A 26,250-nucleotide genomic window follows, 5' to 3' on the forward strand; every position below is an offset into this window, starting at 1 on the left:
CTCGGCCTGCTCCACCCTGAAGTGGTAATAGCTACGCAGGATAGTATAAGAAATACATGTCAAGTAATGTAAAACAAATCAGTTATCTAATAGGATGAACTAAAATAGCTGCTCGAACAGCGAGACGCTTCTGCTGCATTGTTGCGTCGTTATCGCCGAGTATCGCACGAGCATGGCGTTGTGCCATGACGGCAGCGGCGACGTCAATACGCTTTCCTCCCATTTCTATGACGGCTCGCAACGATGGATCAGCGAGGTAGACCGACACCAGGGCGTCCAGTTCAGCGTCTGTCCACGCCAAGCGATTGAAATCCGCACACATGGCCGATCTATGCTTGTTCATGTCATGCTCCTAAAGAACGCTTATCATATCTATCTCTAGGTAAAATACCAAGCTCCAAAAAGGAGTCCAGACGAGAGGGGGCGCACCGCTCCCGCACCCGGCACCAGCAGAACTGCCGTCTTGGATCTCCAAACAGAACAGGACGATTGGGGTGGTTGGGCGTTGGGCAGGCATGGCTCGCCCGCTCCTTGCCGACGATCTCTGAGCTGCAATCGCCCGGCTTCTGCCGCCGCACCCGCCTCGCCCGAGGGGCGGGCGTCCCCGGGTGGACGATCGGGCTGCCCTGGCCGGCATCCTGTTCGTGCTGGGCTCGGGCATCCCCTGGGAGATGCTGCCGGCCGAGATGAACTGCGGCTGCGGGTTGATCTGCTGGCGCCGGCTGCGCGACTGGCAGGCGGCGGGCGTGTGGCGGCGCCTGCATCAGATCCTGCTTGAACGCCTGCATGCGGCGGGCGAGATCGACTGGAGCCGGGCGAGCCTCGACAGCGCGAGCGTGCCGGCGAAAAAGGGGGTCTGCCACCGGCCCGAACCCGAGGGACCGGGGCAAGGCGGGGACCAAGCGCCACCTCGTCACCGACGCGCGCGGTACGCCCCTCATGGTGAGCCTGTCGAACCATCGGCCTCGTCCTGACCGGTGCCAACTGCCGCGACAGCCCGCTGATGGTCCCGACGCTGGACGCGATCCCGCCCTTGCGCAGCGGGCGGCGGAGACGCCCGCGCCGGCGCCCCGACAAGCTGCACGCCGACAGGTCCACGATGCCAGAGCGCGGCGGCAGGAGTGTCGGGCGCGCGGAAGCAGGCTGCGGATTGCCCGGCGTGGCATCGAGAGGAGCGACAGGCTCGTGCGGCATCGCTGGGTGGTCGATGCTTCGACAGGCTCAGGATGAGGGCAGCCACGCCTGGTTCAATTGCGCTCGCCGCCTGCCCGTCCGCTACGAACGACGCCCCGACATCGACGAGGCCTTCACGTTCCTCCAGGCCAGCCTCATCACCCTCAACCAGATCCATCGGTTCTGTTAGACGCTCTAACTGGTTGGTGGCGGAACGTTGTTGGGATGCAGCGCTGGGCAGTTGAGGAGCATGCCTGGCGCTTCGAGCGAGCACACCGCTCCTCCTCCCGGAGGGCGCGCTGATGCTGCTCGACGGCGCCCTGAGCGGCGGCGCCGGCGCCGAGTGGGCGGCGGCGAACTACGTCGGCTACCTCGCCGGTGCGCTCACGGCGGGCCGGTTCTCGCGCGATCCGGCCCGCGGGCTGCTCCCGAGCCTCGTCGGCGTGGCGCTGACGACCCTGGCGATGGCGGTGGCCGGCGGCCCGGCGCCGCCCCTCCTCGGAGCGTCCTTGCGCGCGGCGGCCGGGGTGTTCAGCGCCTGGGCGCTCGTCTGCGCCCGCGGCTGGTGCCTCGCCGAACTCGCCCGCCGGCTGGCGCCGCGGCGCGGCGCCTGGATCTATACCGGCGTCGGCCTCGGCATCGCGCTCGCGGGTGCGCTCGCCTGGCTCGGCGGGCGCCAGCCGGCGGCCCATCTCTGGCTCGGGCGCGCGACCTGGCGCCCGACCCCCTGGTCTTCGGCCTGGCCTGGCCGCTCTTCGGCCTCGCGGCGATCCTCTCGGTCGCCGCAGCGGCGCGCTACCTCGCGGCGGTGCCGCGCCGGCGGCTCTGGGCGGCGGCGCAAGGGATCATGGCGCTCGGCACCGCGCTGCCGCTCCTCGTCCACGCCCTCTGGGCGGTAGCGGCGTCGGCGGTGCTGGTCGGCGGCACCTTCATGGTCGCCACGATGGCGGGGCTGCAGCTGGCTCGCGAGGCCCGGCCGGACGACCCGACGCCGCTCCTCGCCCGGATGACCGCCGCCTTTGCGGCCGGGCAGATCGCCGGCCCGCTCCTGGTGCGCGCCCTCGGCTCCGGCCTCGCCGGCTGGGACGCGCTGAGCCTCACCGGCGCGGTCGCGACGCTGCTCCTGGTGCTCACCGCCCTGTGGCTGTGGCGGGCCGGCCGCGTTCCGGTCTGATCCCCGTCCCGCAATCGAGAACGGCGCCCGCGGAGGGGCGCCGTCATCCCGTGCCGGTCATCGGCGGCGCGCAGGCGCCGCCACGCCGGATCACGCGTCGGACTTGACCTTCAGGACCTGACGGCCACGGTACATGCCGGTCTTCAGGTCGATGTGGTGGGGGCGGCGCAGCTCGCCGGAATCCTTGTCCTCGACATAGGTCGGGGCCTTGAGGGCGTCGGCGGAACGGCGCATGCCGCGCCGCGACGGAGAGGTCTTTCGCTTCGGAACGGCCATAACAACTTCCCGTGCAACAAGACAGGCGCGTGGAAGCCCCGGGGCGGAGCCGCCGCGCACCTCGCGATCCTGATCGGAGCGGGGTCTATAGAGGAGGCGCGCCGTCCTGGCTAGGGGAGGGCTTGAGAAAACCGCGGCCGGAGCCTCAATCCATGGGGCGGTGCCTCCATTAAGCCGCCGTTCAACGGCGACGGTCGCATGATGGGCCTGCCGCTCCCGACTACGGGCGGCACGATCGGAGCTTCCCCGATGACGCGTCTCTCCCGCCTGACCCGCGCCCTGGCCTTCGCCGCCCCCTTCGCCGCCCTCGTGGGCGCCGGCCCTGCCCTGGCGCAGACCCCCGCGCCCGCGACCCCGGCGACGAGGCCTGCGCCGACCGCACCCGCTCCCGCGGCGCCGGCCCCCGCGGCGCCAGCCGCCACGAAGGCGCCCGAGGCCCCGAAGGCGGCCCCCGCCGCCAAGGCCGCCCTCATAGACCTCAACAGCGCCACCAAGGAGGAGCTCGAGACCCTGTCGGGCATCGGCGCCGCGCGGTCCGAGGCGATCATCAAGGGGCGGCCCTATCGCGGCAAGGACGAGCTGCTGTCGAAGAAGATCGTCCCGTCGAACGTCTACGAGGGCATCAAGGACAAGGTCATCGCCCGCCAGAAGAGCTGACGACCTCCGCGCTTGCCGGTCCGGAGGCCGGATGATAGGCGCCGGGGCAGCATCGATCACGCGCCGTCCCGGACACCTCCGCCATGCCCCACCGCCTGCACCGCGGCGACCTGCCCGACGACTACGTGCCGGGCCCGGCCATCGCGGTCGACACCGAGACCCTCGGCCTCCAGCCCCATCGCGACCGGCTCTGCGTGGTGCAGATCTCCCGCGGCGACGGGGAGGCCGACCTGGTGCAGATCCCGCGCGGCGGCCCCGAGCCGGTGGTGCTCAAGCGGGTGCTGGCCGATCCCGCCGTCACCAAGATCTTCCACTACGCCCGCTTCGACCTCGCGGTGCTGTTCCACCGCCTCGGCGTGATGCCAGGCCCGGTCTACTGCACCAAGATCGCCTCGCGGCTCGCCCGCACCTACACCGACCGGCACGGCCTGAAGGACCTGGTGCGCGAGCTTCTCGGCGTCGACCTGTCGAAGCAGCAGCAATCCTCGGACTGGGGCGCCGAGACCTTGAGCCAGGCGCAGATCGACTACGCCGCCTCGGACGTGCTCCACCTCCACGCCCTGCGCGAGCGGCTCGACGCGATGCTCGCCCGCGAGGAACGCAGCGCCATGGCGCAGGCCTGCTTCGACTTCCTGCCGACGCGGGCCCGCCTCGACCTGCTCGAATGGGACGAGACGGACATCTTCGCGCATAGCTGACAGCGGGTAAGGCCGAGACGAAGCCCGGCCGTTCTGCTACCCTGCCGGCCACAACTTCGACACCGGGCCGGGTTACGGCTTCGGTGGCACGCCGGCCTCGCGCATTCCGCGCCGGGCCGGTGCCCGATGCAGGTGGCCCACCCTTGCTGCAAGCGTCCTCGCTCGAACCGGTCCCGTCCGCGGTCCTCGATCCCCGGCGCCTGCGCGCGCATGCGAGGGCGCGCCGGCACAGCGCCCAGGTGCGCTGGCTGCGCCGCGCGATCCCGCTCGGCGCGGGCGCGGCGGGGCTCGCCCTCCTGGTCGGCACCTGGCTCAACCCCTTCGCCGATCTCGGCGTCTCGGTCAGCCTCGGGTCGATCGGCGTCTCGGGCTCCAAGGTGACGATGGAGAGCCCGCGCCTCTCTGGCTACCGCTCGAAGGACAACCGGCCCTACGTCGTCACCGCCAAGGCGGCGCTCCAGGACGTGCGCAAGCCCTTCGTGATCGAGCTGCAGAGCATGCTCGGACGCCTCACCACCGACGAATCGGGCGGGCTCGCCCATATCGAGGCCACGGCCGGCATCTTCGACACCCAGAAGGAGGCGCTGGACCTGAGCCAGCACATCCGCCTCTGGACCGACAAGGGCCAGGAGGCGCGCCTGACCTCGGCCCATGTCGACTTCAAGGCCGGCACGATGTCCTCGCGCGAGACCGTCACCGTCACGATGCCGACCGGGTCGATCAGGGCCGACGGTCTCGACGTGACCGAGAACGGCAAGACCATCTCCTTCGTCGGCAACGTGAAGGCGGTCTTCTCCAGCCACGCCCCCCAGGATTCCTCGGACGCGCCGCAGCTGCGGACCTCCGAGGCCCAGATCAAGGACGATTGAGCCCGTGCGTCCCCGTCTCCCGGCCCTCGCGGCGCTCGGCTGCCTCACCCTCGGCGCCCTCGCCCTCCCGTCCGTCCCGCGGGCCGAGACCCCGGCCGCGCCCGCGGTCAAGAAGAAGGAGGCCGGCTCCGGCTTCGGCGCCTTCGGCAGCGGCGGCGGCAAGGAGCCGATCAAGATCGACGCCGACCGCCTCGACGTGTTCGACCGCGAGAACAAGGCGGTCTTCGCCGGCAACGTCGTGGCGGTGCAGGGCGAGAGCACGATCCGCTGCTCCAGCATGACCGTGCACTACCAGCGCAAGGAGAAGGACCCGAAGGGCAAGGACGCCGAGGCCAAGGGCACCGAGCCGAAGGTCGACGCGAAGGCGTCCATCGCCCAGCCGGCGGAGGCCAAGTCCACCGACGGCAAGCCCGTCGAGAAGGCCGTGAAGATCGAGGCGAAGCCGGAGCCCAAGGTCGAGGCCAAGGCCGAGAAATCCTCCGACCCGACCGACGGCAGCGCGATCCGGCAGGTGGTCTGCGCCGGCCCGGTCACGGTGGTGTCGAAGGACCAGGTCGCGAGCGGCGACAACGCGGTGTTCGACCGGGTGGCCAACCGCGTGGTGCTGACCGGCAACGTGGTCCTGAGCCAGTGCCAGAACGTCACCCGCGGCTCGCGCCTCGTCTACGACATGAATACCGGCCGGGCGAACATGGACCCGGTGGCGGGCGGGCGCGTCTCGGCGATGTTCGTGCCCGGCGGCAAGGACGACAACGCCAAGGGCAAGCAGGCGGGGTGCGCGCAGCCGGCGCAGGCCGGCAAGGCGGCGCCGAAGCCGCGGGCGCAGGCGGGGAATTGAGGGCGATCGACCTTGCGGCGGGGGCCTTCGGCCCTGAATCCGACCGGCTCGGCAGCGCGCCTGGCTGCCGAGGGTGGAGGGCCGGTTCCCACGCTTGAGCATCAACGTGAACCTCGGTGTCACGCCGCTCGGCAAGGACTGTCCGGTCGGATGCTTCCGCTTATTCGGTACTGGTCTGCCTGCCCATCGGCGTCGAGCGGTGGATCTTGAATGATCAGCAGACCGCGTCGGTGCCGGCATCCGATCAGGATGTACGGACAACCCTGAAAACCCGGTTTCCGTGCATCGCATCGATCCGACAGGGTTTATCGCGCATTTCCTGCGGCCGTGGCCCGGAGGACGCGGTGCGAAGGCCAAGTTGGCTCGGTACCCTGCCGCCAGACACATGGTTTCCGCACACCCGAGCCTGAGATGCGGAATGACCGCTTGGGGGGAGCAGGAGGCCTGTGCGGTCTGCGACGGCAGCCGAGCGCATGGGATCGTTTCCACCCACAATCCACAGTCGCCGGAGCGTTCGTCCGCGTCCGCCGTTCTTTAACGACGAGACCTTGCGGAGGAACACCCACGGATGAGCACGGAGAGGGCGAGCCCCCGTTTCACCGATCTTGACGTCTGGGGCAGCGCCGACATCCTGCAGGCGCTCTGGGAGGGACAACTCGCGGCGGTCGCCGCCATCGGTCCGGCACTACCGGCCATCGCCGCGGCCGCGGAGGCCGCCGAGCCCGGCCTGCGCCGGAATGGACGCCTCCTCTATGTAGGGGCTGGCACCTCGGCACGGATCGGCGTGCAAGACGGGGCTGAACTACCGCCGACTTTCGACTGGCCCGAGGAGCGCCTGGGCTTCGCCGTCGCGGGCGGCGAGGGTGCATTGGTCCAGGCGGTCGAGGGGGCTGAGGATTCGACGCAGGATGCGGCGCTCTGGGCTGAGCGAGTCGAGATCCGGCCGGACGACGTCGTCATCGGTCTGTCCGCGAGCGGGATCACGCCCTTTACGCTTGCGGCTCTTCGGAGCGCTCAAGCCCGGAGCGCCATCACCATCGGCATCGCGAACAATCCCGACACGCCGATCCTACGCGACTGCACCCATCCGATCCTCGTGGCGACCGGCGCGGAAGCGGTCGCTGGCTCCACTCGGATGAAGGCGGGAACCGCGCAGAAGATCGTTCTCAACCTGCTCTCGACGTTGATCATGATCCGGCTGGGCCGGGTGTACCGTGGCCGCATGGTCGCGATGCGGGCCACGAACACCAAGCTACGCCGGCGAGGCGTCACGATGGTCGCGCAGATTGCCGGCTGCGACGCCGAGGCGGCAGCCAGCGCCCTCACCGCCTCGGAGGGAGATATCCCACGCGCGGTGCTCGTCGCCCTGGGGATCGACCGCGAGGAGGCGGCTCGCCTCCTGGCGCGCAGCGGCGGCAACCTGCGCGCGGCGCTGGCCGAAGCAGGGCCGGCATGAGCGGCCCCGAGCCGGGGCCCGGCACATCAGAGACCTTCATGGCCCGCGAGGTTGCCGAAGTGCCCGACGTCGCCGGCCCGCTCTGTGCCGGCTGGACCGAAGCGGAGCGCGTCGCCTCCGTCCTGAAGGCGCGCAGCTTTCCCTTTGCGGTCATATGCGGGCGAGGAAGCTCGGGTCATGCGGGCGTTTACCTGCGCTACCTGATCGAGACCCGGTGCGGGCTCGCCGTCTCGGCCTCTGCCCCGTCCGTCGTCACGGGCTACGGCCGGTCACCCCGAATGGACGGCGCGCTCTTCATCACCATCTCGCAATCTGGTCGCTCGCCGGATCTCGTCGCGGCCACGCGCGCCGCGCGCCAGGGCGGGGCGCTCACGCTCGCGATCGTCAATGATGCGGCCTCACCCGCTGCGGTCGCCGCGGACCTTGTCCTGCCGATAGAAGCCGGGCCGGAACGGGCGGTCGCGGCGACGAAGACGGTGGTGAACTCCCTGGTCGCGAGCGCCGCGCTCATCGCTGCCTGGTCCGGCGACGGAGCGCTGACCCGTGGCCTCGCTGCCCTGCCGCTTCGCCTCGCCGCGGCCTACGACCTTGACTGGAGCGCCTGGGCCACCGACCTCGCGGACGCGCCGGCCGCCTTCGTCACGGGCCGGGGATACGGGCTGGGGCCGGTGCGGGAGATCGCACTGAAGCTCTGCGAGACCCTGCGCCTGCCGGCTCTGGGCTACAGCGCCGCGGAACTACGGCACGGGCCGCGCGCGGCAATCCAGCCCAGGATGCCGGTGCTGGCGCTGCGCCAGAACGATCAGGTTGCCGAGGGGATCGACGCGCTTGTGCTGGAACTCCGGCGCGCGAATTTGCGCGTGCATGCGTGCGGGGGGCCGGACGGGACCTTGCCATGGCTTGCGCCCGATCACGCCGCTTGTGACCCAATCGCCATGCTGGTGCCCGCCTATCGCGCGATCGAGCGCGAGGCCCGCCGCCGAGGCTTTGATCCGGACGCGCCGGCCGGCCTCTCCAAGGTCACGGAGACCCTGTGAGCGCACCCGATGTCGTGATCGCTGCCGGGCGCCTGGATGCGCCGCCCGCGGGTAGGGTCACGGGACGACACGTCGACGGCGCGGGACGACCTCGAGGCAGGTTCGTTCGTTCATAGGCCAGGACCACATGCACCAACCCGTGCAGGACGTCCCTCGCTCATGGCTCGCCCGGAGGGGATGGTGCGGATTATGAAGTCCTTGTCGAAACGATGCCAGGAGCTGGGTCCTGCGCCTCCTCACCGAGGCTTGGGAACCGGGCGCTGGTTCCCTCGGGTCTCATGATCATGAAGGCTCCACACCTTGTGCTCTCCGAGCAGGGGAACGGGATCCGGCTGTTGGCCATCGATGCGGGAGCCAGCAAGACGGTCGCGGTTCTGGCAGAAGCGAACGGCGCCGAGCTGGCGCGGGTGCGGGGTGCGGGTGCGCATGTCGGCCTTCTCGGCGCAGGGGTCTGGGATGTGATCCTGCCGACCGCCGCTGCTGCCCTCGCCGAGGTTGGCGCAGCGCTCGTGCCCGAGCAACTGCATTGCTGTTTGGCCATCGCAGGGGGCGAGCATGTGGCCGCGCTCGCCGCGGCCCGCGCGGCTTCGCCCCGGTTCGGGTGTCTCCAGATCATATCGGATGGCCTCGCCGCCCTGAGCGGCTGCCTCGGCGCAACGGAAGCGGGTGTGATGGTCGCCGCGGGCACCGGCACCGTCGCCTGGGCCAGATCTCGGCACGGCGAGATTACGAAAGCGGGCGGGCACGGGTTCCCAGCAGGAGACGAGGGCGGGGGAGCCTGGATCGGCCTGCAACTGATCCGTCACACGCTGCGCAGGGCCGATGCTGCAGGGCTCGACCCACTTGCCGACGCCGTTCTCGACCGCTTCGGCAGGGACATCGCGCGACTGCACGCATGGCTGACGATCGCGTCTCCCGCCGATTACGCGACCCTGGCGCCGATCGCCTTCGACCTCGCCGTGAGCAGCGGATCGGCATCTGCCATCTTGCGCTCGGCGGCGAGCGAGCTTGTGCATCTTGCCGAGCGAGCAGACCCCAGCGGCGAGCTCCCACTGATTGTGACGGGCGGTCTCGCAGCGCCTCTGCGGCCCTGGCTCGACGAGACGACGCGCCGGCCCATACGGACTACCGCTGACGCAGTGATACGCGGAGCCCTCTCCTTTGCACGGGGAGCGGACGTTCCCATCGGCGCTCCAGCGCTCTTGTCCGGCTGTACAAGCATCACTGGCCGGATCGTCACGCCCGCGGGTGTGGTGACGGGCGAACTCCGCTTCCGCCGGAGTATCGAAGAGGTTCGTCCCGGGCCGGTGGATGAGGATGCGCCGCTGATCCTGCCGGGCTTCGTTGACCTGCAGGTGAATGGCGGCGGCGGGCACGACATCATGGTGGGCGATCCGGACGCGGTGCGCGACACTGGGCGCTTCCATCGCACAAGGGGTGTGACAACCTGGCTGCCCACCGTCATCACCGAGGCGGCCGACGAGCTGGAGCGCGTCACCCGATCAGTGGCCGCAGCACGTGCCGACCGTCGGCCCGGTGAGCCGGACATGGCGGGTCTGCATCTCGAAGGCCCGTTTATCAGTGCCAAGCGGCGAGGCACGCACGGCCCCCACACGGCCGCGCCGAGTTGGGACCTCGTCAGCCGCCTCCATGCCATCGTGCCGTTGCGCGTCCTTACCTTGGCTGCAGAGCTCCCAGGCGCAATTCGCCTGACCACTCTGGCGAGGGAGGCCGGCATCCGGGTGCAGCTCGGCCACTCGGACGCGACCTACGACGAGGCTGTTGCCTTTTTCGCCGCGGGCGGCTCGGGCGTGACCCATCTCTACAATGCGATGAGCCCGCTGCAGGGCCGGGAGCCGGGGGTGGTCGGTGCCGCTCTGGCCCATGCGCCGAGCGCGCAGATCATCGCCGATTTCATCCACGTGCACCCGGGCGCCCTGCGCGCCGCCTTGCGGACCATCCCCGACCTCTTCTGCGTCTCAGATGCGGTGGCGGCTGCCGGTATGCCGGATGGGGATTACAGCCTCGGCGGAATTCACATTCGCAAGCAGGGGGACAGGGTCAGCAATACAGCAGGCGCACTGGCCGGCTCAGCCGTGCCGCTCGACGTCGCGTGGCACAACTTGCGAGCACTAGGACTGACAGTCGCGGACGCGACGCGTCGTGTCTCGACACTCCCGGCTCAGTATCTTGGCCTGACGGACCGTGGGGCGCTTCAATCCGGGCTGCGCGCTGACATTGTGGTCATGGACGACGCAGGCGCGGTGAACCGTGTGTACGTGGAAGGGGAGGAGGATCATGGCCCGGCGACCATCTCGCCGGGCCGCCACGCCTCGATTACGCCGACACCAGCGGCGTCCCGGCCTCCGCCGTGCTGTCAGCATCGGTCGCGACACCCTCCTGACCCTGCGCCTCGACCACGGCGGCGGCCGTGATGTTGACGATACCCCGCGCCGTCACGGAGGGAGTGAGGATGTGCGCCGGCTTGGCCGGGCCGAGCAGCAGCGGGCCGACCGGCAGCGCGTCGGCGAGCATCTTGGAGAACTGGAACGCGATGTTGGCGGCGTCCAGGTTCGGCATGATCAGCACGTTGGCCTCGCCCTTGAGGCGCGAGCCGGGCAGCACCCTGTCGCGGATCGCCTGCGACAGGGCGGTGTCGGCGGCCATCTCGCCGTCGACCTCGAGGGCGGGGGCGCGCTCGCGCAGGATGTTGAGGGCCTGGCGCATCTTGCGGGCGGAGGACGTGTCGAACGAGCCGAAATCGGCATGGCTGACGAGCGCGATCTTCGGCGACAGGCCGAAGCGGCGGGCGGTGTCGCCGCAGGCGATGGCGACGTCGGCGATCTCTTCCGCGCTGGGCTCGGGCCGCACATGGGTGTCGGCCAGGAAATAGGCACCCTTCGAGGTGACGATGAGGCTGAGCGCCGCGAAGTCCCGGGCGCCGGGCGCGAGCCCGATGATGTCGCGGATCACCCGGAGCTTGCTCTCGAACCGGCCTTCGAGGCCGCAGATCAGCGCGTCGGCCTCGCCGCGGCGCACGGCGAGCGCCCCGATCACCGCATTGTTGGTGCGCACCAGCGTGCGGGCGCCGTCCGGCGTGATGCCGCGCCGCCCGGCCAGCTCGATATAGGTCTGAACGTAGGTGCGGTAGCGCGGATCGTCGTCCGGATTGATCAGCTCGAACTCGCGGCCGGGCTGAATCGCGAGGCCGAAGCGCTTCAGGCGGGTCTCGATCACGTTCGGGCGGCCGATCAGGATGGGCTTGGCCAGCCCCTCCTCGACGATCGCCTGGACGGCGCGCAGCACCCGCTCGTCCTCGCCCTCGGCGTAGATGACCCGGCGGGGATCCTGCTTGGCCTTCGTGAAGACCGGCTTCATGATGAAGCCGGAGCGGTGCACGAACCGGTCGAGGGACTCGGCATAGGCCTGCACGTCCGGCAGCGGACGCTTGGCGACGCCGGATTCCATCGCCGCCAGCGCGACCGCCGGGGCGATGCGCAGGATGAGGCGCGGGTCGAACGGGCTCGGGATCAGGGAGTGGGGCCCGAAGGGCCGCGCCTCGCCGCCATAGGCCCGGGCGACGACGTCGGACGGGGTCTCGCGGGCGAGCCCGGCGATCGCCTTCACGGCCGCCGCCTTCATCGCCTCGTTGATCGTGGTCGCGCCGACGTCCAGCGCGCCCCGGAAGATGTAGGGGAAACACAGGACGTTGTTGACCTGGTTCGGGAAGTCCGACCGCCCGGTGCAGATCATCGCGTCCGGCCGCTTCTCCTCGGCGAGGTTCGGCATGATCTCCGGGTACGGGTTGGCGAGCGCCATGATCAGCGGCTTCTCGGCCATCCGCTCGAGCATCTCGGGCTTCAGCACCCCGCCGGCCGAGAGGCCGAGGAAGACGTCCGCGCCCGGGATGATCTCGGCGAGCGTCCGGGCCGGGGTGTCCTGCGCGTAGACCGACTTCCAGCGGTCCATGAGCTTGTCACGGCCCTTGTAGACGACGCCCTCGATGTCGGTGACGTAGATGTTCTCGCGTCGCGCCCCGAGGGAGACCAGCTGGTTGAGGCAGGCGAGCGCGGCGGCGCCGGCGCCCGAGGTCACGATCTTGACGTCCTGGATCCGCTTGCCGGCGAATTCGAGGCCGTTGAGCACGGCGGCCGCCACGATGATCGCGGTGCCGTGCTGGTCGTCGTGGAAGACCGGGATGTTCATCCGGGCCCGGCAGCGCTCCTCGACCTCGAAGCATTCCGGCGCCTTGATGTCCTCGAGGTTGATGCCGCCGAAGGTCGGCTCCAGCGCCGCCACCACGTCGACGAGCTTGTCGACGTTCTTCTCGTTGAGCTCGATGTCGAAGACGTCGATGCCGGCGAACTTCTTGAACAGGACCGCCTTGCCCTCCATCACGGGCTTGGAGGCGAGCGGGCCGATATCGCCCAGCCCCAGCACCGCGGTGCCGTTCGAGACCACCGCGACGAGGTTCTGGCGTGCGGTGAGCGTCGCGGCCTCGTCCGGATCCGCGGCGATGGCCTCGCAGGCGGCGGCGACGCCCGGCGAATAGGCCAGCGCCAGGTCGCGCTGGTTGCCCAAGGGCTTGGTCGGCTGGATCTCCAGCTTCCCGGGCCTCGGATTGCGGTGATAGAACAGCGCGCCGCTCTTCAGATCGTCCGAAATGTTGCTGCTCACCGCGTTCTCTCCCCGGATCGCCCCGCTGGTCGGGTCCGCCGCCCCGCCCGCGCCGCTCGCGAGCGCCCGCGGGTGAGGGATTTCCTGCACCGCCTGCGGCAGGGGCGCAACCCTCACAACGAGACCCGCCTGCACCTGGCGAAGCTCGCGGCGCGACACGGCTTCCGGATCGGCCCGTTCTCCTACGGCAGGCCGAAGGTCCGCTTCCCCGAATCCGGCGCGAGACTGTCGATCGGCCCCTACTGCTCGATCGCCGACAAGGTCGAGATCCTGCTCGGCGGCAACCACCGGACCGACTGGGTCTCGACCTACCCGTTCGCGGCGATGCGCGGCCTGTGGCCGGGCCTCGACGCGCCGGACGACTACCACGCCTCCCGGGGCGACGTGGCGATCGGCGCCGATGTCTGGCTCGGTTCCGGCTGCCTGATCCTGTCGGGGGTCACGGTCGGCCCCGGCGCGGTGGTGGCGGCCCGCGCGGTCGTGACCCGCGACGTGCCGGCCTATGCCATCGTCGCCGGCAACCCGGCCCGGGTGATCCGCCACCGCTTTCCGCCCGAGACCGTGGCGGCGCTCGTCGCGACCGCCTGGTGGGACCTGCCGCCGGAGCGGGTGCGGGCCCTCGTGCCGCTGCTCCAGAGCGGCGAGGCCGAGGCGCTGGTGCGGGCGATCCGGCAGCCCGACCCGGTCACCCGATGATCCAGGTGGCGACGAGGCAGGCGGTCGCCGCGAAGGTCACCGCCACGGTCGCCCAGCCGAGCACGTTGACGAGCCGGCCGTTGACCCGCTCGCCCATCACCGCCCGGTCGTTGGTCATCAGCATCATCAGGAGGAGGAGCGGGGGCACCGAGAAGCCCTGCACCACGCCCGACCAGACCAGCGCCCGCATCGGGTTGAAGCCGAGGAAGTTCAGCCCCACCGCCACCACGGTCACAGCCGCGATGGTGCCGTAGAAGAGCTTCGCCTCGGAGGGCCTGGCATGCAGGCTCCCTTTCGCCCCGATGCCCTGGACGAGGTCGTAGGCCGCCCCCGTCGTCATCACCGGCACGGCCAGGAAGCCGACGCCGACCACGCCGAGGGCGAACAGGATTTTTGCACCGGAGCCGGCCAGGGGTTCGAGGGCCGACGCCGCCTGCGCCGCGCTGTCGATCGCGGTCTGCCCGACCGGGTGCAGGGTCGTGCCGGTCGACAGGATGATGAAGTAGAGGATCAGGTTGGAAAAGAGCATCCCGGCGATCACCTCGCGCCGGGTGCGCTGCAACTCCGCGTCGGTCGCGCCCTTGCGCTGGCGGACCGTATGGCGGCCCTGGCCGATCTCCTCCTCCACCTCCTGGTTCGACTGCCAGGTGTAGATGTAGGCCGAGAGCGAGGTGCCGATGCAGGCGACGATCATCGCGAGCGCCTCGCTGTCGAGGGTCAGGCGCGGCACGAATGTCCGGTACAAGACCTCGGCCGGGTCCGGCCGGGCCATCACGGCGGCGGCGACGTAGGCGAAGAGCGCCAGCGCCAGCCAGCGGAAGAGGCGGCGCAGCAGCGCGTAGGAGCCGAGGATCTGGAAGGCGAGGATCACGGCCGCCGCCCCGGTGACGATCAGCGGCACCGGCAGGGGCACCAGCAGGTTGAGCGCGGCGCCGATGCCGCCGAGATTGGCCGCCGCCTCGATGACGTTCCCGGTGAAGGCGCCGAGCACCGCCGGATAGAGCACCCAGCGCGGGTAGTGGTCGCGCAATGCCGCGAACAGCCCCTTGCCGTAGACCTGGCCGAGCTTGGCCGAGACGTAGACCACCACCACCATCATCGGCAGCAGGACCGGGGCGATCCACAGGAACCCGAGGCCGAACTTCGCACCGGCGCTGGCATAGGTGCCGATCGCCGACGGGTCGTCGTCCGCCGCCCCGGTGATCACCCCGCCGCCGACGAGGCGCAGGAGGCCGGACGTCTTGTGTCGCGGCTCGGCCTCGGGCGCGCGCGGCGCCGGCTCCGTCGCGTCGTCAGCCCGCGGGCGGGAGCGGGATCCGGGTTCCGACATGCTCCCTCGGAGTATCTATGACCACCGAGGACACAACCGGCCAAGCCTTGCCGGGTTCGCCAGGGCCGCGAACCGGCGGTTCGCCAGGATCGCGAACCGTACGGGAGGGACCTCCGCGCGGGGCCTGCGGTCAGGCCGATCGACGCAGCGGATAGGCCGGCATCGCCACCGCGGCCGGGGCGCGGTCCTGGGCCACGATGACCTCCGGCACGCCGGCGCTCTCGGCGGTCTCGAACAGGCCGACGAGGCGCGGATCGTCGGCCGCGGCGTTCGAGGCGATCACGACGGCGTCCATCCAGGCCGAGAGCGCGCTCACCAGCGGCCAGGTCGAGGCCGAGAAGCCGTCGCCGAGGCAGACGATCACCCAGTCATAGGCTTCGCCGAGGGCGTCGAAGGTGAGCCCGAGGGCGTCGCGTCCGGCGATCAGGGCCTCGGCCTCGCCCCGGCCATGGCCGATCAGGTGCAGGCGCGGGCCGGCATCGGGCTGGATCGCGGTGGTGAAGTCGACGCGGCCCGCCACGAGATCGGTCAGTCCCGGCTGCGCGCCGCGTGGGCCGTCGAGGCGCACCATCAGGGCGTGCCCGTTGAGGGAGGCGGCTCGGCCGAGGCTGCGCGCGAGGCCGTCGAGGTCGGTCTCGTCTCCGGTGCCGACGAGGAGCACCCGCCGTCCGCCGCCCGCGGTCTCGATGGCGTCGAGGCGTGCCACCAGCAGGTCGAGGTCGTAGCGGGCCTCGAACGGCAGCCGGGCGGCCGGGACCGGCATCGCGACGGGCGCCCCCGTGGCGACGGCCGGGGCCACGGGCTCGACGGGAGCGGCGGGGAGCACCGGCTCGGTCGCCTGGGCGCCGGGCGGACGGGCGTCGCCCGTCCGGGCCGTCGCCGAGGGCGCATCGTCGAGATGGGCCGCGGAGGCCGCCGCGGGGATCGGCGCCACCGCGACCGGGGCGGCGGCCAGCGGCTCGGACTCGGGGTGCCGGGCCGGCGGGCGGCCGCGGCCCCGGCCGGGCGGGTCGCCGGCGATGAGCGCCTTGGCCACCACGCCGCCGACCGCGAACAGGAAGGCGATGACGGTCGCGAAGATGACGATCGGCAGCTTCTTGGGAAAGGAGGGGAGGTCGGGCACGACCGCGCGGGAGACCACGCGGGCATCGGCCGGCGCGGCGCTCGCCGCGTCCCGGGCCGCCGCCTCGCGGAAGCGGCCGAGATAGGATTCGAGCTGCTCGCGCTGGGCCTTCGCCTCGCGCTCGAGGGCGCGCAGCGCGACCTCGTCGCCGTTGGCCTTGGCGACGACCGTGCGCTGGGCCTCCACCGCCGCCTGCAGGGTCTCGACGCGGCTGCCGGCGATCTTGGCGTCGTTCTCGAGCGCCCGCGACGTCCGGTCGGCGGCGGCGCGGATCTGCGCCTCCAGGCCCTCGAGCTGGGCGCTCAGCTCCTTCATGCGCGGGTGCTGCGGCAGGAGCGTGCGGGCCTCGAGGGCGAGCTGCGCCTTCAACCCGATGCGCTGCTCCACCAGGCGCCGGATCAGCTCGTTGTTGGCGACGTCCGGGATCTCGAAGCCGCGGCCGTCGCGGAGCATCTCGCGGATCAGCTTGGCCTTGGCGCCGGAATCGGCCTGGGCGGCCCGGGCCTGGGTAAGCTGGGTCGAGAGCTCGGCGAGCTGCTGGGCGGCGAGCGGCTGGTTGGTGGCCCCGCCGCTGCTGATCAGCCCGTTGCGGGCCCGGAACGCCTCGACCTTCGCCTCGGCCTCCGAGACGCGGGTGCGCAGGGTCTCGATGTTCGAGCCGAGCCAGGTCGAGGCGTAGCGCGCGGTGTCGACCTTGGCGGCGGCGAGCGAGGAGAGGTAGAGGTCCGAGATGGTGTTGGCGGCCCGGGCGGCCAGTTCCGGGTCCTTCGAGCGGAACTCGACCGTCAGGATGCGCGACTTGCCGGCGGAGTAGACGAGCAGCCGTTCGAAGTACTTCTCGAGCACCCGGTCGACCGGCTCGCGGTCGAGCGGGTTCTGCGCCAGCCCGAGCATCACCAGCACCTGCTGGAAGCCGTTGATGCCGTTGACCATCGGGTCGAATTCGGGATTGCCGACGAGGCCGAGGCTCTTGATCGCCTCGCGGGCGATGTCGCGCGACATCACCACCTGGACCTGGCTCGCCACCGCCTGCTCGTCGATCGGCTGGGGCAGCTCGCCCCGGTCCTGCTGCAGCCGCGTCAGCGCGCTGTCGCGGCTCTCGAGCAGCAGCTTGGATTCGGCGGTGTAGCGCGGCGGCACCACCTGCACGAAGGTCACGGCGAGGCCGAAGGCCGCGAGCGTCGGCAACAGGATGACGAACCAGCGCCGGCGCAGCAGGCGCCCGACATCGCCGATCGCCAGGCCGTCCTCGGGCCCAGGCTCGGGCTCTCGGCGCTCGGGTTCCTGGCGCGCCGTGTCGGGGCGGGGTGCCTTGAGCCTGTCTGGGCCCTTGCGGCCCTTGCCGGCGAGGCGATCGGGCAGGCGGCCCAGCGGCCGCTCGGCGAAGGGGAAGACGCGGGGCATTGCGGACCGTCGGTCAGAAGGCGAGGAGCCGGCCCGAGCCGGGCCTTGGCGCGAGAACATCCGATTAAGGTTGCGGGTGAGTTAAAGACCTCACGACGCTGACGAACCGGGCCGGCACGGCCGGGCCCGCGTCAGACTTCATTAACCATGACGCCCTAGACCTTCGGGACGAGACCTCGCCGACACGACTTGGATTGGCCGGAAGCGATGAACCGACGCGCTCTTCTCGCAGGTTTGGCGACCACGCTCGCGCTCGGCGGCTGCCTGCGACCGGAATACCGGACCGCCCTGCTCGACGAGACCGGCACCGGCTCGATCGGACCCGCCTACTCGCTCGCCGCTGGCGACAAGCTGCGGGTGATCGTGTTCGGGCAGGACAACCTCTCGAACATTTACGCCGTGGACGGGGCCGGGCGCATCGCCCTGCCGCTGATCGGCCCGATCAAGGTCGCCGGCGGCAGCACCGCCCAGGCCGCCCGCGCCATCGAAGCGCGCCTGCGCGACGGCTACGTGCGCGAGCCGCACGTGACCGTCGAGGTCGACATCTACCGGCCGTTCTTTATCCTGGGCGAGGTCACGACGTCGGGCCAGTACCCCTACGTGAGCGGCATGACGGTGGAGACCGCGGTGGCGATCGCGGCGGGCTTCGGCCCTCGCGCCGCCAGGGACTACGCCGTGCTCACCCGCGAGGGACCGACCGGCCTCGTCTCCGGCATCGTGCCGATGACCTATCCGGTGCGGCCCGGCGACACGATCGTCGTCAAGGAGCGCTGGTTCTGAGACGAGCCGCAATCGGTCGAGCTGTCGACCTTGCGCTGACCACCGGTTAACCACGCCCTCTTCGGCCGCGGCCCGGACTGGACTTCCGTTAGGCCTCTTAACCGGCCGGCCACGGGGCTTGAGCGAGATGGGAGCTGCCGCGCGCAGCGGTGCCGTCATCCGCCGGAGGACATGCCCGTGGCCGCTTCCCAGCTCCGCATCGCCGCAGACCTTGCTCCGTCGGAGCCGGCGCACCGGCCCGCCTCCGCCCCGCGGGAGCGGATCCTCCACGTCTTCCGGGCGCCGGTCGGCGGCCTGTTTCGGCACGTCCTCGACGTGACGCGGCTGCAGGTGGCGGCGGGCCACGCGGTCGGCCTCTTCTGCGATGCGAGCACCGGGGGCAGCCGGGCCGAGGCGGCCCTCGAGGAACTGGCACCGGACCTCGCCCTCGGCCTCACCCGGCTGCCGATGCGCCGCAACCCGCATCCGAGCGACGTCGCGGCGCTCATGGCGCTCTCCGGCCTCGTGCGCCGCGCCGCGCCCACCGTGCTGCACGGCCACGGCTCCAAGGGCGGCCTGTTCGCCCGCCTGGCGCTCGCCGGACCGCAGGCGCGGCCGGTGCGGGCCTACACGCCCCATGGCGGCAGCTTCAACTACCGGCCCGGCACGCCCCTGCACCGCCTCTACATGGCGGCGGAGGGCCTGCTCACCCGCCGCACCGACGTTTTCCTGTTCGAGAGCGACTACATCGCCGGGCGCTACCGGGCCTATGTCGGGCCGACCGACCGGCTGGTGCGGGTGGTGCATAACGGCATCGGGGCGGAGGAATTCGCTCCCATCGTGCCGGCCCCGGATCCGTTCGACCTCGTCTATATCGGCGAATTGCGCGAGGCGAAGGGGGTGCCGGTGCTGTTCGAGGCGCTGGCGCGCCTGCGCCGGGAGCAGGGGCGGACCCTGAACCTGCTGGTCGTCGGCTCGGGGCCGGACGACGTCGCCCTGCGCAACCGGGTCGCCGATCTCGGCCTCGCGCAGCATGTGCAGTTCGAGCCGCCGCAGCCGATCCGCGCCGCCCTGAGCCGCGCCACCGTGATGGTGGTGCCCTCCCTGGCCGAATCGCTGCCCTACGTCGTCCTCGAGGCCGCCGCTGCGGCGCAGCCCCTCGTCTCGACCGATGTCGGGGGCATCCCGGAGATCTTCGGTCCTGCCGCCCCGGCCCTGGTGCCGCCCCGCGACGCCGCCGCCCTGGCGGGCGCGATCCTGCGCAAGATCGACCAGGATCCCGAGCAGCGCCGCGGCGAGGCGGCGGCGCTCAGCGCCTTCGTGCGCTGCCGCTTCTCGATGAACCGGATGGCCGAGGACGGGCTCGCCGGATACGCCGCCGCCCGTGCCCGGCGCGACCGCGGCTGACGGGGGAGGGGCCCGGCGCCCGGTTCCCGTTCGATTTTCCACAAACCCCTCGCGGTCGTCTTAAGCCTTCCCTCAGGGCTGCGCGGCAGGGTCGAACGCATCACCATCGATCGACGCGGGTCATCTCCGCCACACAGCGTTACCGGAACCCCCCCATGAGCGCGTTCGACGTTCGCGACATCCTCAAGACCGCGGTGGCCCAGCAGGCCGGCCAGGGCCGCGAGGCCGTGCCCCCCGCCGAGACCATCGCCCCGGTGCGGCCGGAGCCGGTCGTCTCGCCGGTGGTCTTCACCGGCTGCGTCCGGGCCGTCGAGTTCGGCCTCGTCGCGCTGGCGGGCCTCTGTGCCCAGCGCTGGCTGCTCGCCGGGACGGTGCCGCTCCATCTCGGCTACGTGGGGGCGATCCTCGGCCTCGCGACCCTCAACGTGCTGGTGCTGCAGGCGCTTGGCGCCTACGGCATCCGGGCGTTCCGGGCCTTCTTCAGCGTCGGCGCCCGGGTGGTGCTCGGCTGGTCGCTGGTGATGCTGCTCGCCGCCACCATGCTGTTCTTCGCCAAGCTCGGCGACCAGTATTCGCGGCTGTGGCTGATGAGCGTCTATGGCGGCGGCCTGGCGCTGCTGGTGGTCGAGCGCCTGGCGCTCTCCCTGGTGGTGAGCGCGCAGATGCGCCGCGGCCGCTTCGACCGGCGCGTCGCCATCGTGGGCGGCGGCGAGGCGGCCGAGGCGCTGATCCGGGCGATCGAGGCGCAGAGCGATTCCGGCCTCAAGGTCGTGGGGCTGTTCGACGACCGCAGCGACGGCCGCTCGGCCGACGTGGTGGCGGGCTACCCGAAGCTCGGCACCGTCAGCGACCTCGTCGCCTTCGCCCGGCGCACCAAGGTCGACCTGATCGTGTTCACGCTGCCGATCTCGGCCGAGGCGCGCATCCTGCAGATGCTGGCCAAGCTCTGGGTCCTGCCGGTCGACATCCGCCTCTCGGCCCATGCTTCGAAGCTCCGCTTGCGCCCGCGCAGCTACTCCTATCTCGGTTCGGTGCCGGTGCTCGACGTGTTCGACCGCCCGATCGCCGACTGGGACGTGGTGGTCAAGGGCGTGTTCGACCGCGTGGTCGGTGCGGTGCTGCTGCTCATGCTCTCGCCCGTGATGCTGGCGGTCGGGCTCGCCGTGAAGCTGACCTCGCCGGGCCCGGTCTTCTTCCGCCAGAAGCGCCACGGCTTCAACAACGAGATCATCGACGTCTACAAGTTCCGCTCGATGTATGTCGACCAGTGCGACTACACCGCCGCCAAGGTCGTGACCAAGGGCGACCCACGGGTGACCCCGGTCGGCCGCTTCATCCGCAAGAGCTCGCTCGACGAGCTGCCCCAGCTGATCAACGTTGTGAAGGGTGACCTCTCGCTCGTTGGCCCGCGCCCGCACGCCCTTCAGGCCAAGGCCGCCAACACCCTCTACGACCAGGTCGTCGACGGCTACTTCGCCCGCCACAAGGTGAAGCCCGGCATCACCGGCTGGGCCCAGATCAACGGCTGGCGCGGCGAGACCGACACCAACGAGAAGATCCAGCGCCGGGTCGAGCACGACCTCTACTACATCGAGAACTGGTCGGTGTTCTTCGACCTGCAGATCCTGGCGATGACCCCGCTGGCGCTGTTCAAGACGGAGAACGCGTATTGAGGGCGGAGGCCGGGGGACCGGTGTAGGGCCGGCGGGATCGCGCGATCCCGCACGCCCTTCGATCGACCGCGGCAGGGACGATCCCGCCTCAGGCCCGCTGGGCCGCGATCCACCGCAGCGAGAGCGTGACGTCGTCGCGGTGCCGGTAGGCCAGGCCGGCGAGCAGGATGAGCAGCACCAGCGCCGGCAGCGCCAGGGCGACCGGGTCGCCGGCCCGCAGGTGGCTGACGGCCGCCCCCACCATGATGACCATGAGCAGGAGGGCGCCGAAGGCCGTGCCGCCCCGCACCCAGAGCAGCACCGCACCGTAGAGCTGGGCGGCGCCCACCACGTACATGAACCACAACGGATAGCCGAAGCGCGCGAAGACCGCGACCTCGAACGGCACGGCCGCGAACTTCATCCCGGCCGCGATCACGAACAAAGCCGTGATCAGGACGCGCAGCAGCAGCGCGGCGAGGCTGGGCCAGGTGCGGGTGGAGGTCATGGCATTCTCCTGCGGCAGGCTTGGATCAGGTGCGAGATTGAGCCCGATGGGTCGGGGTCCGGCCGCCCGGCCTCTGCGCTGCCGCTCTCAGCGGCTCACGGCCAGCAGGAAGGCGATGTTGCAGGCGAGCAGCAGGGCGAGGCCGGCGAGCACGGTGGAGGCGAGCATGGTGGAGGCCGAGTATCTTGACGGCATCAGCCGATGTAAGGCCACGCCCGCAACGGGCAGGTGGACTCGGACGCCGAGGCGCGGTCCGGAGCGCCGCTCGCCTGGTCGATCGGCACGATATGCGCCGATCCGGCCGGGGTCAGCGCGCCCGCGCCGGCCAGGATCGCGGCCGCGGTCAGGATTCGAAGAATGGTCCGCATCGCAAAGTCCCGTCTCGGCCTCGTCGGGCCGTCGATGACAGGGCGTTTACGGCTTGACCATTGCGGCGCGATTGCGTGGCGTGTTGCGTGCCAAGTCGTTCAGACGCTCCCGCGGCGCGCGGTGATCTGGTTCATGCGATGTCCGCCTGATGCGTTCGTAGAACAATGGAACGCGTCTCCCCTCTCCGGTGTGGGAGAGGGGATCCCGCGCCTTGGTCTTGTCGGTATCGCTCAAGGGGAGACCCGGTTCACGACCGGGTTCTGCGCTCGCGCCAAGCCCCGCGGCGCCGGCGATCAGCGCCCGTCGCGGGCCGCTCGTCGTCACTCCGCCTTGGCGTCCACCGTCAGGCGGTCGAAGATCTTGCCCGGGCTGGCGGCGGTGCTGAAATCGACGAGGCCGAGCCCGCCCGGATCCTTGGCGGCGGCGCTGACCGAGAGCCGGCCGGGCTTGACCACGAAGCGGGACACCGCCTGGCCGAGCGCCTTGGCGGAGGGCGAGTTGCCGAGCACCGCCGGGATGCCGAGCATCGCCGCGGTGCCGTATTCGCGCTGCAGCTCCTCGGGCTTGAGGCTCTGGGCCTTGGCCTGCTGGGCGACGAAGCGCTGGAACAGGCCGCCATTCTCGAGGGTCAGGGCGAGGGACTTGGCGCTGGCGCCGAGGAGCGCCATCGACGAGACCATCGGCTCGGGGTCGAACACCTCCTTGCCGATGCCGCCGATCGTGCCGGTGATCCGGACGGTGCCCATGTCCTTGCCCGACAGCGTCACGTCCCGCAGGCTCACCTCCCGGGCGGCCTCGTCCCAGCGGGCATCGACCAGGCCCGAGAGGTCGAGGGCGGTGTAGCCGAGGCCTGCGAGGTCGGAGAGCACCGGGGCCGCCGTGCCGGGCGGGACCGCGCAGGTGAATCCGTCGAAGGCGAAGCGCGAGGCGGTCGGGACGCCGTCGCGCGGCTCGCTCGCGTCGAGGCTGGCGCTGCGCAGGGCGAAGCGCATCGGTCCCGACGCGGCGAGCGGGTCCTTGGCCGAGTCCTGCGCCGGCAGGTCGACGTCGAGGCTCTCCAGGGCGAGGCGGCCGAGGGACGGGGCGTAGCGGCGCAGCTCGGCCCGGTCGAGGGGCTTGCCGGCGGCCTGGCGCATGACATCCAGCACCGGCTTGAGCGAGAGGCCGGAGAGGGTCAGGCCCTTGAGGGTGAAGCGCCCGGCGGGCGCCTCGACCGACAGGCCCTCGGCCCGCATCTGGCCGGGCCTCGTCTCACCTTGCTTGGCGTCGCCGGCCCCGCCCTCGGGCCCGAAAATGAGACGGGCGAGGCTCGCCTGGACCGCGGCCGGACGCCCGCCGGGCTCGCCGGGGGCGGCCAGGGTAATGCCGCTGATCTCGATCCCGCCGAAGCTGACCCCGTCGAGCAGGTCGGCGGCGAGGCCCATGAGGCGGGTGCGCTCCACCCCGTCCGCCTTGTCCGCCCCCTCGGCCAGGGTCCGGGCGGTCTCGCCCCAGGGCCTCGCGGTAGGCCGGCCGGCGAGGTCGCGGGCGTCGATGCGGGCGATCCGGAAGGCCGCCCCGTCCGGGCCGGTGAGCGCGATGTCCTCGGCGGTGACGCCGGCATAGATCCGCACCGGCGCGGCACCCGGGCCGCCGGCCTCGGTGAGGAAGCGCGCCAAGCCCGCCAGGTCGACCTCGCGGGCGTTCAACCGGCCGTAGGCGCCGGCGGCGTCGGGGCCCGGCCCCTCGACCGTGAGGGTGGCGCCGCCGGCCTCCAGCGTGCCGATCCGGCCCGCCGTCACGTCCCGGGCGACGACGTCGTGGTAGACCGCGACCTGGACGCGCCCGCCGGCCGGCTGCTCGACCCGCAGCACCGGGATCACGATCTCGCGGGCGGTGAGCCGTTCGAGCCGGCTCCGCCACGGCGCGGGACCGGCGGGATCGAGCACGGCCCGCGCCTCGTCCGCCGACAGGGCGGTCCCGCGCAGCTCGACCTTCGGGGCCTTGAGGGTGATCGGCCCGAGGGGCAGCACGACCTCGTCGAGGGCGACGGTAGCCTGCGCCGCGGCAGCGGCAGCGTTCGGCAGCACGCCGGCGGTCTGCGCTGCGGCCGGGCCGCCGAGGAGCCAGGCGGAGCCGGGCGGGATGCCGGCGAGCGCCGCGCAGGCGGTCAACCCGAGCGCGGCCCGGGCCACGCCCGTTGTCAGAGAGCGGGTCATGGCGGAGCGTCCCGGTGAGGTGGTGCGGAGGCTTACAGGGAGAACGAGGTGCCGCAGCCGCAGGAGGCGGTCGCCTGCGGGTTCTCGATCTTGAACGACTGGCCGATCAGGTCGTTGACGAAGTCGATCGTGGCGCCCTCCATGTACGGGAGCGAGGTCGGGTCGACCAGCACCGTGGCGCCGTCCTGCTCGACGGCGAGGTCGTCCTCGGCGCGATCCCGGGCGATGTCGAAGGCGTACTGGAACCCGGAGCAGCCGCCGCCATTCACGCTGATGCGCAGCATCGAGCCGGGGGGCTCGGCACCCATGATCTCGTTGATGCGGCGGGCGGCGCGGGACGTCAGGGTGATCGGGGTCATCGACGGCTTCTCGGGTGGGGGTCCGACGTGCGATGGCAACATAGGAATGGACGGCGGGCGCCGCAACAGCCGCGTCCGGCCGCCCAGGATGGCGAGGGGATCTGGAACGTGAGACGGACAGGCGAGCGCTGGCGGGCCCCCTACGGCAGCGACCCGTTCGCGTCGCGCGGGCGGCTGATCCCGGAGGCCGCCTCGCCGACCCGCACCGACTTCCAGCGCGACCGCGACCGGGTGGTGCATTCCGCCTCGTTCCGGCGCCTCAAGCACAAGACGCAAGTGTTCGTCCACCACGAGGGCGACCATTACCGCACCCGCCTGACCCACACCCTGGAGGTGAGCCAGATCGCCCGGGCGCTGGCCCGGGCGCTCGGCCTGGACGAGGACCTGGCGGAGGCGCTGGCGCTCGCCCACGACCTCGGCCACACCTGCTTCGGCCATACCGGCGAGGACGCGCTCCATGCCTGCATGCGCGACCACGGCGGCTTCGACCACAACGCCCAGGCCCTGCGCCTGGTGACCCGGCTGGAGCGGCGCTACGCCACCTTCGACGGGCTCAACCTGACCTGGGAGACGCTGGAGGGGCTGGTCAAGCACAACGGCCCGCTCCTGGCCCGCGACGGCCGGCCGACGCCGCACTACGCCGAGAGAGGCATCCCGGCGGCGATCCTCGAGTACAATGCCGTCAACGACCTCGACCTGGCGACCTTCGCGGGGCCCGAGGCCCAGGTGGCGGCGCTCGCCGACGACATCGCGTACGACGCCCACGACCTCGACGACGGGTTGCGGGCCGACCTCTTCCGCCTCGACGACCTGCGCGAGATCCCGTTCCTCGCCGGCCTCCTCGATGAGATCCGCCACGCCTATCCGGGCCTCGAGCGCTCGCGGGTGGTGCACGAGCTGGCCCGGCGGGTGATCACCCGCTTCGTCGAGGACGTGATCGCCGTGACGGAAGGCCGCCTCGCCGCGCTGAACCCGGCCGACGCCGCCGCGGTGCGCCATGCCCCGGGCCCGGTGGCAGCCTTCTCCGACGCGATGGCGGCGGCCGACCGGGACATCAAGACCTTCCTGTTCGCCCGGATGTACCGGCATCCCGGCGTGATGGCGGTGCGCCGGCGCGCCGCCTCGATCGTCGAGGACCTCTTCTCCACCTTCCGCCGCGACCCGACCCGGATGCCGGAGGAGTGGAGCGCCGGCCTCGCCGGACCCGACGACCCCCGCACGCCCCGCCGGGTCGCCGACTTCATCGCCGGCATGACCGACAATTACGCGGTGAGCCAGCACCGCCGGCTCTTTCCCGAGACGCCGGACCTGCACTGGGTGATCTGGCCGGGGCTGGAGGAATGAGAGGGGCCAGCCGCCCGCGCCGTGCCTCGACAGTCTTGCCATCCTCCACCGTCATCCCGGGGCCGCGAAGGCGGAACAGGGATCCATGATGGGCGAGGGTGCGCGATGAGGCGGCGCGCGGTGCGCTGCCCGGCCCCGGGATGACCAGGAGGACGTGACGACGACCGAGGGGATCGCCGGACATTCTCCTCCCGGCCGGCGTCCAGAAAGAAATTCATGCTTCAGATCGGCCTGAATGAAGATTTA

At 71.3% G+C, this 26,250-nt stretch carries 22 protein-coding genes and 2 pseudogenes; 15 read left to right on the forward strand and 9 right to left on the reverse strand.

Features of this window, described 5'->3' with window-relative positions; all coding sequences use genetic code 11:
- Positions 1–82: 82 nt before the first annotated feature.
- Positions 83–343 carry a hypothetical protein gene (locus tag EU555_RS27575; RefSeq protein ID WP_135418595.1) on the reverse strand — a complete coding sequence of 87 codons (261 nt, stop codon included), beginning with the start codon at positions 341–343 and terminating at the stop codon, positions 83–85.
- Between the two features lie 211 nt (positions 344–554).
- Here EU555_RS27575 and EU555_RS27580 point away from each other — a divergent pair.
- From EU555_RS27580 to EU555_RS27585, 3 genes and pseudogenes are all read left to right on the forward strand, one after another.
- Positions 555–1,363, forward strand: a pseudogene (locus tag EU555_RS27580) (IS5 family transposase).
- A 112-nt stretch (positions 1,364–1,475) separates the two neighbouring features.
- A pseudogene (locus tag EU555_RS37235) lies at positions 1,476–1,819 on the forward strand (YbfB/YjiJ family MFS transporter); the annotation flags it as partial.
- Positions 1,739–2,347, forward strand: a complete 609-nt coding sequence (locus EU555_RS27585) for a YbfB/YjiJ family MFS transporter (RefSeq protein WP_245524528.1) — start codon at positions 1,739–1,741, stop codon at positions 2,345–2,347. The pseudogene EU555_RS37235 and the gene EU555_RS27585, both read left to right, overlap by 81 nt.
- A gap of 90 nt (positions 2,348–2,437) precedes the next feature.
- On the opposite strand, the gene rpmF is transcribed toward EU555_RS27585, so the two are convergent.
- Entirely contained in the window at positions 2,438–2,623 is a 186-nt protein-coding gene (gene rpmF, locus EU555_RS27590) for a 50S ribosomal protein L32 (RefSeq protein WP_048425702.1), read from the reverse strand.
- Positions 2,624–2,872: 249 nt separating this feature from the next.
- Here rpmF and EU555_RS27595 point away from each other — a divergent pair, with 249 nt between their 5' ends.
- The 7 genes from EU555_RS27595 to EU555_RS27625 all read left to right on the forward strand — a co-directional run bounded on the left by EU555_RS27595 (position 2,873) and on the right by EU555_RS27625 (position 10,613).
- The gene (locus EU555_RS27595) at positions 2,873–3,280 is read left to right on the forward strand and encodes a ComEA family DNA-binding protein (RefSeq protein ID WP_135418596.1); all 408 of its coding nucleotides are present in this window, start codon (positions 2,873–2,875) and stop codon (positions 3,278–3,280) included.
- Between the two features lie 83 nt (positions 3,281–3,363).
- Complete coding sequence (locus EU555_RS27600; RefSeq protein ID WP_135418597.1) at positions 3,364–3,978, forward strand: ribonuclease D; 615 nt, start codon at positions 3,364–3,366, stop codon at positions 3,976–3,978.
- Between the two features lie 143 nt (positions 3,979–4,121).
- Positions 4,122–4,847, forward strand: a complete 726-nt coding sequence (gene lptC / locus EU555_RS27605; protein WP_342636501.1) for an LPS export ABC transporter periplasmic protein LptC — start codon at positions 4,122–4,124, stop codon at positions 4,845–4,847.
- Between the two features lie 4 nt (positions 4,848–4,851).
- Positions 4,852–5,685, forward strand: coding sequence for an LptA/OstA family protein (locus EU555_RS27610; protein ID WP_135418598.1), 834 nt, complete (start codon positions 4,852–4,854; stop codon positions 5,683–5,685).
- Positions 5,686–6,253: 568 nt separating this feature from the next.
- Positions 6,254–7,141 carry an N-acetylmuramic acid 6-phosphate etherase gene (locus tag EU555_RS27615; protein ID WP_135418599.1) on the forward strand — a complete coding sequence of 296 codons (888 nt, stop codon included), beginning with the start codon at positions 6,254–6,256 and terminating at the stop codon, positions 7,139–7,141.
- Positions 7,138–8,178: an SIS domain-containing protein gene (locus EU555_RS27620; RefSeq protein ID WP_245524529.1), complete on the forward strand. Its 1,041-nt coding sequence runs from the start codon at positions 7,138–7,140 to the stop codon at positions 8,176–8,178. The genes EU555_RS27615 and EU555_RS27620 overlap by 4 nt, the downstream gene beginning before the upstream one ends.
- Before the next feature lie 335 nt (positions 8,179–8,513).
- Positions 8,514–10,613 carry a BadF/BadG/BcrA/BcrD ATPase family protein gene (locus EU555_RS27625; protein ID WP_167858674.1) on the forward strand — a complete coding sequence of 700 codons (2,100 nt, stop codon included), beginning with the start codon at positions 8,514–8,516 and terminating at the stop codon, positions 10,611–10,613.
- Here EU555_RS27625 and EU555_RS27630 read toward each other — a convergent pair.
- Positions 10,516–12,855, reverse strand: coding sequence for an NADP-dependent malic enzyme (locus EU555_RS27630; RefSeq protein ID WP_135418601.1), 2,340 nt, complete (start codon positions 12,853–12,855; stop codon positions 10,516–10,518). The two genes, EU555_RS27625 and EU555_RS27630, sit on opposite strands and share 98 nt — an antisense overlap.
- A gap of 84 nt (positions 12,856–12,939) precedes the next feature.
- On the opposite strand from EU555_RS27630, the gene EU555_RS27635 reads away from it, so the two are divergent.
- A complete protein-coding gene (locus EU555_RS27635) occupies positions 12,940–13,551 on the forward strand; it encodes a CatB-related O-acetyltransferase (RefSeq protein ID WP_135418633.1) in 612 nt (203 codons plus the stop codon).
- On the opposite strand, the gene EU555_RS27640 is transcribed toward EU555_RS27635, so the two are convergent.
- On the reverse strand, positions 13,541–14,881 hold the full coding sequence (locus EU555_RS27640; RefSeq protein WP_135418602.1) for an NRAMP family divalent metal transporter: 1,341 nt from the start codon (positions 14,879–14,881) through the stop codon (positions 13,541–13,543). The genes EU555_RS27635 and EU555_RS27640 overlap by 11 nt on opposite strands.
- Before the next feature lie 130 nt (positions 14,882–15,011).
- Positions 15,012–17,408: an exopolysaccharide transport family protein gene (locus EU555_RS27645; RefSeq protein ID WP_135418603.1), complete on the reverse strand. Its 2,397-nt coding sequence runs from the start codon at positions 17,406–17,408 to the stop codon at positions 15,012–15,014.
- Positions 17,409–17,615: 207 nt separating this feature from the next.
- On the opposite strand from EU555_RS27645, the gene EU555_RS27650 reads away from it, so the two are divergent.
- The 3 genes from EU555_RS27650 (at position 17,616) to EU555_RS27660 (ending at position 21,247) form a co-directional block, all read left to right on the forward strand.
- Positions 17,616–18,188 carry a polysaccharide biosynthesis/export family protein gene (locus tag EU555_RS27650; RefSeq protein ID WP_135418604.1) on the forward strand — a complete coding sequence of 191 codons (573 nt, stop codon included), beginning with the start codon at positions 17,616–17,618 and terminating at the stop codon, positions 18,186–18,188.
- 171 nt (positions 18,189–18,359) lie between these two features.
- Positions 18,360–19,574: a glycosyltransferase family 4 protein gene (locus EU555_RS27655; RefSeq protein WP_135418605.1), complete on the forward strand. Its 1,215-nt coding sequence runs from the start codon at positions 18,360–18,362 to the stop codon at positions 19,572–19,574.
- A gap of 155 nt (positions 19,575–19,729) precedes the next feature.
- Positions 19,730–21,247 (forward strand): undecaprenyl-phosphate glucose phosphotransferase, encoded by a 1,518-nt coding sequence (locus EU555_RS27660; protein WP_135418606.1) that lies wholly within the window; start codon positions 19,730–19,732, stop codon positions 21,245–21,247.
- An 88-nt stretch (positions 21,248–21,335) separates the two neighbouring features.
- On the opposite strand, the gene EU555_RS27665 is transcribed toward EU555_RS27660, so the two are convergent.
- From EU555_RS27665 to erpA, 4 genes are all read right to left on the reverse strand, one after another.
- On the reverse strand, positions 21,336–21,734 hold the full coding sequence (locus EU555_RS27665; RefSeq protein ID WP_135418607.1) for a DoxX family protein: 399 nt from the start codon (positions 21,732–21,734) through the stop codon (positions 21,336–21,338).
- A gap of 194 nt (positions 21,735–21,928) precedes the next feature.
- On the reverse strand, positions 21,929–22,102 hold the full coding sequence (locus EU555_RS36375) for a hypothetical protein (protein WP_167858675.1): 174 nt from the start codon (positions 22,100–22,102) through the stop codon (positions 21,929–21,931).
- A 321-nt stretch (positions 22,103–22,423) separates the two neighbouring features.
- On the reverse strand, positions 22,424–24,301 hold the full coding sequence (locus EU555_RS27670) for a serine/threonine-protein kinase (protein WP_135418608.1): 1,878 nt from the start codon (positions 24,299–24,301) through the stop codon (positions 22,424–22,426).
- 32 nt (positions 24,302–24,333) lie between these two features.
- Positions 24,334–24,660 (reverse strand): iron-sulfur cluster insertion protein ErpA, encoded by a 327-nt coding sequence (erpA, locus tag EU555_RS27675; protein ID WP_135418609.1) that lies wholly within the window; start codon positions 24,658–24,660, stop codon positions 24,334–24,336.
- Positions 24,661–24,768: 108 nt separating this feature from the next.
- On the opposite strand from erpA, the gene EU555_RS27680 reads away from it, so the two are divergent.
- Positions 24,769–26,004, forward strand: coding sequence for a deoxyguanosinetriphosphate triphosphohydrolase (locus tag EU555_RS27680; protein WP_135418610.1), 1,236 nt, complete (start codon positions 24,769–24,771; stop codon positions 26,002–26,004).
- The last annotated feature ends 246 nt before the right edge of the window (positions 26,005–26,250 follow it).

Source organism: Methylobacterium nonmethylotrophicum (assembly GCF_004745635.1).
GTDB classification, from domain to species: domain Bacteria; phylum Pseudomonadota; class Alphaproteobacteria; order Rhizobiales; family Beijerinckiaceae; genus Methylobacterium; species Methylobacterium nonmethylotrophicum.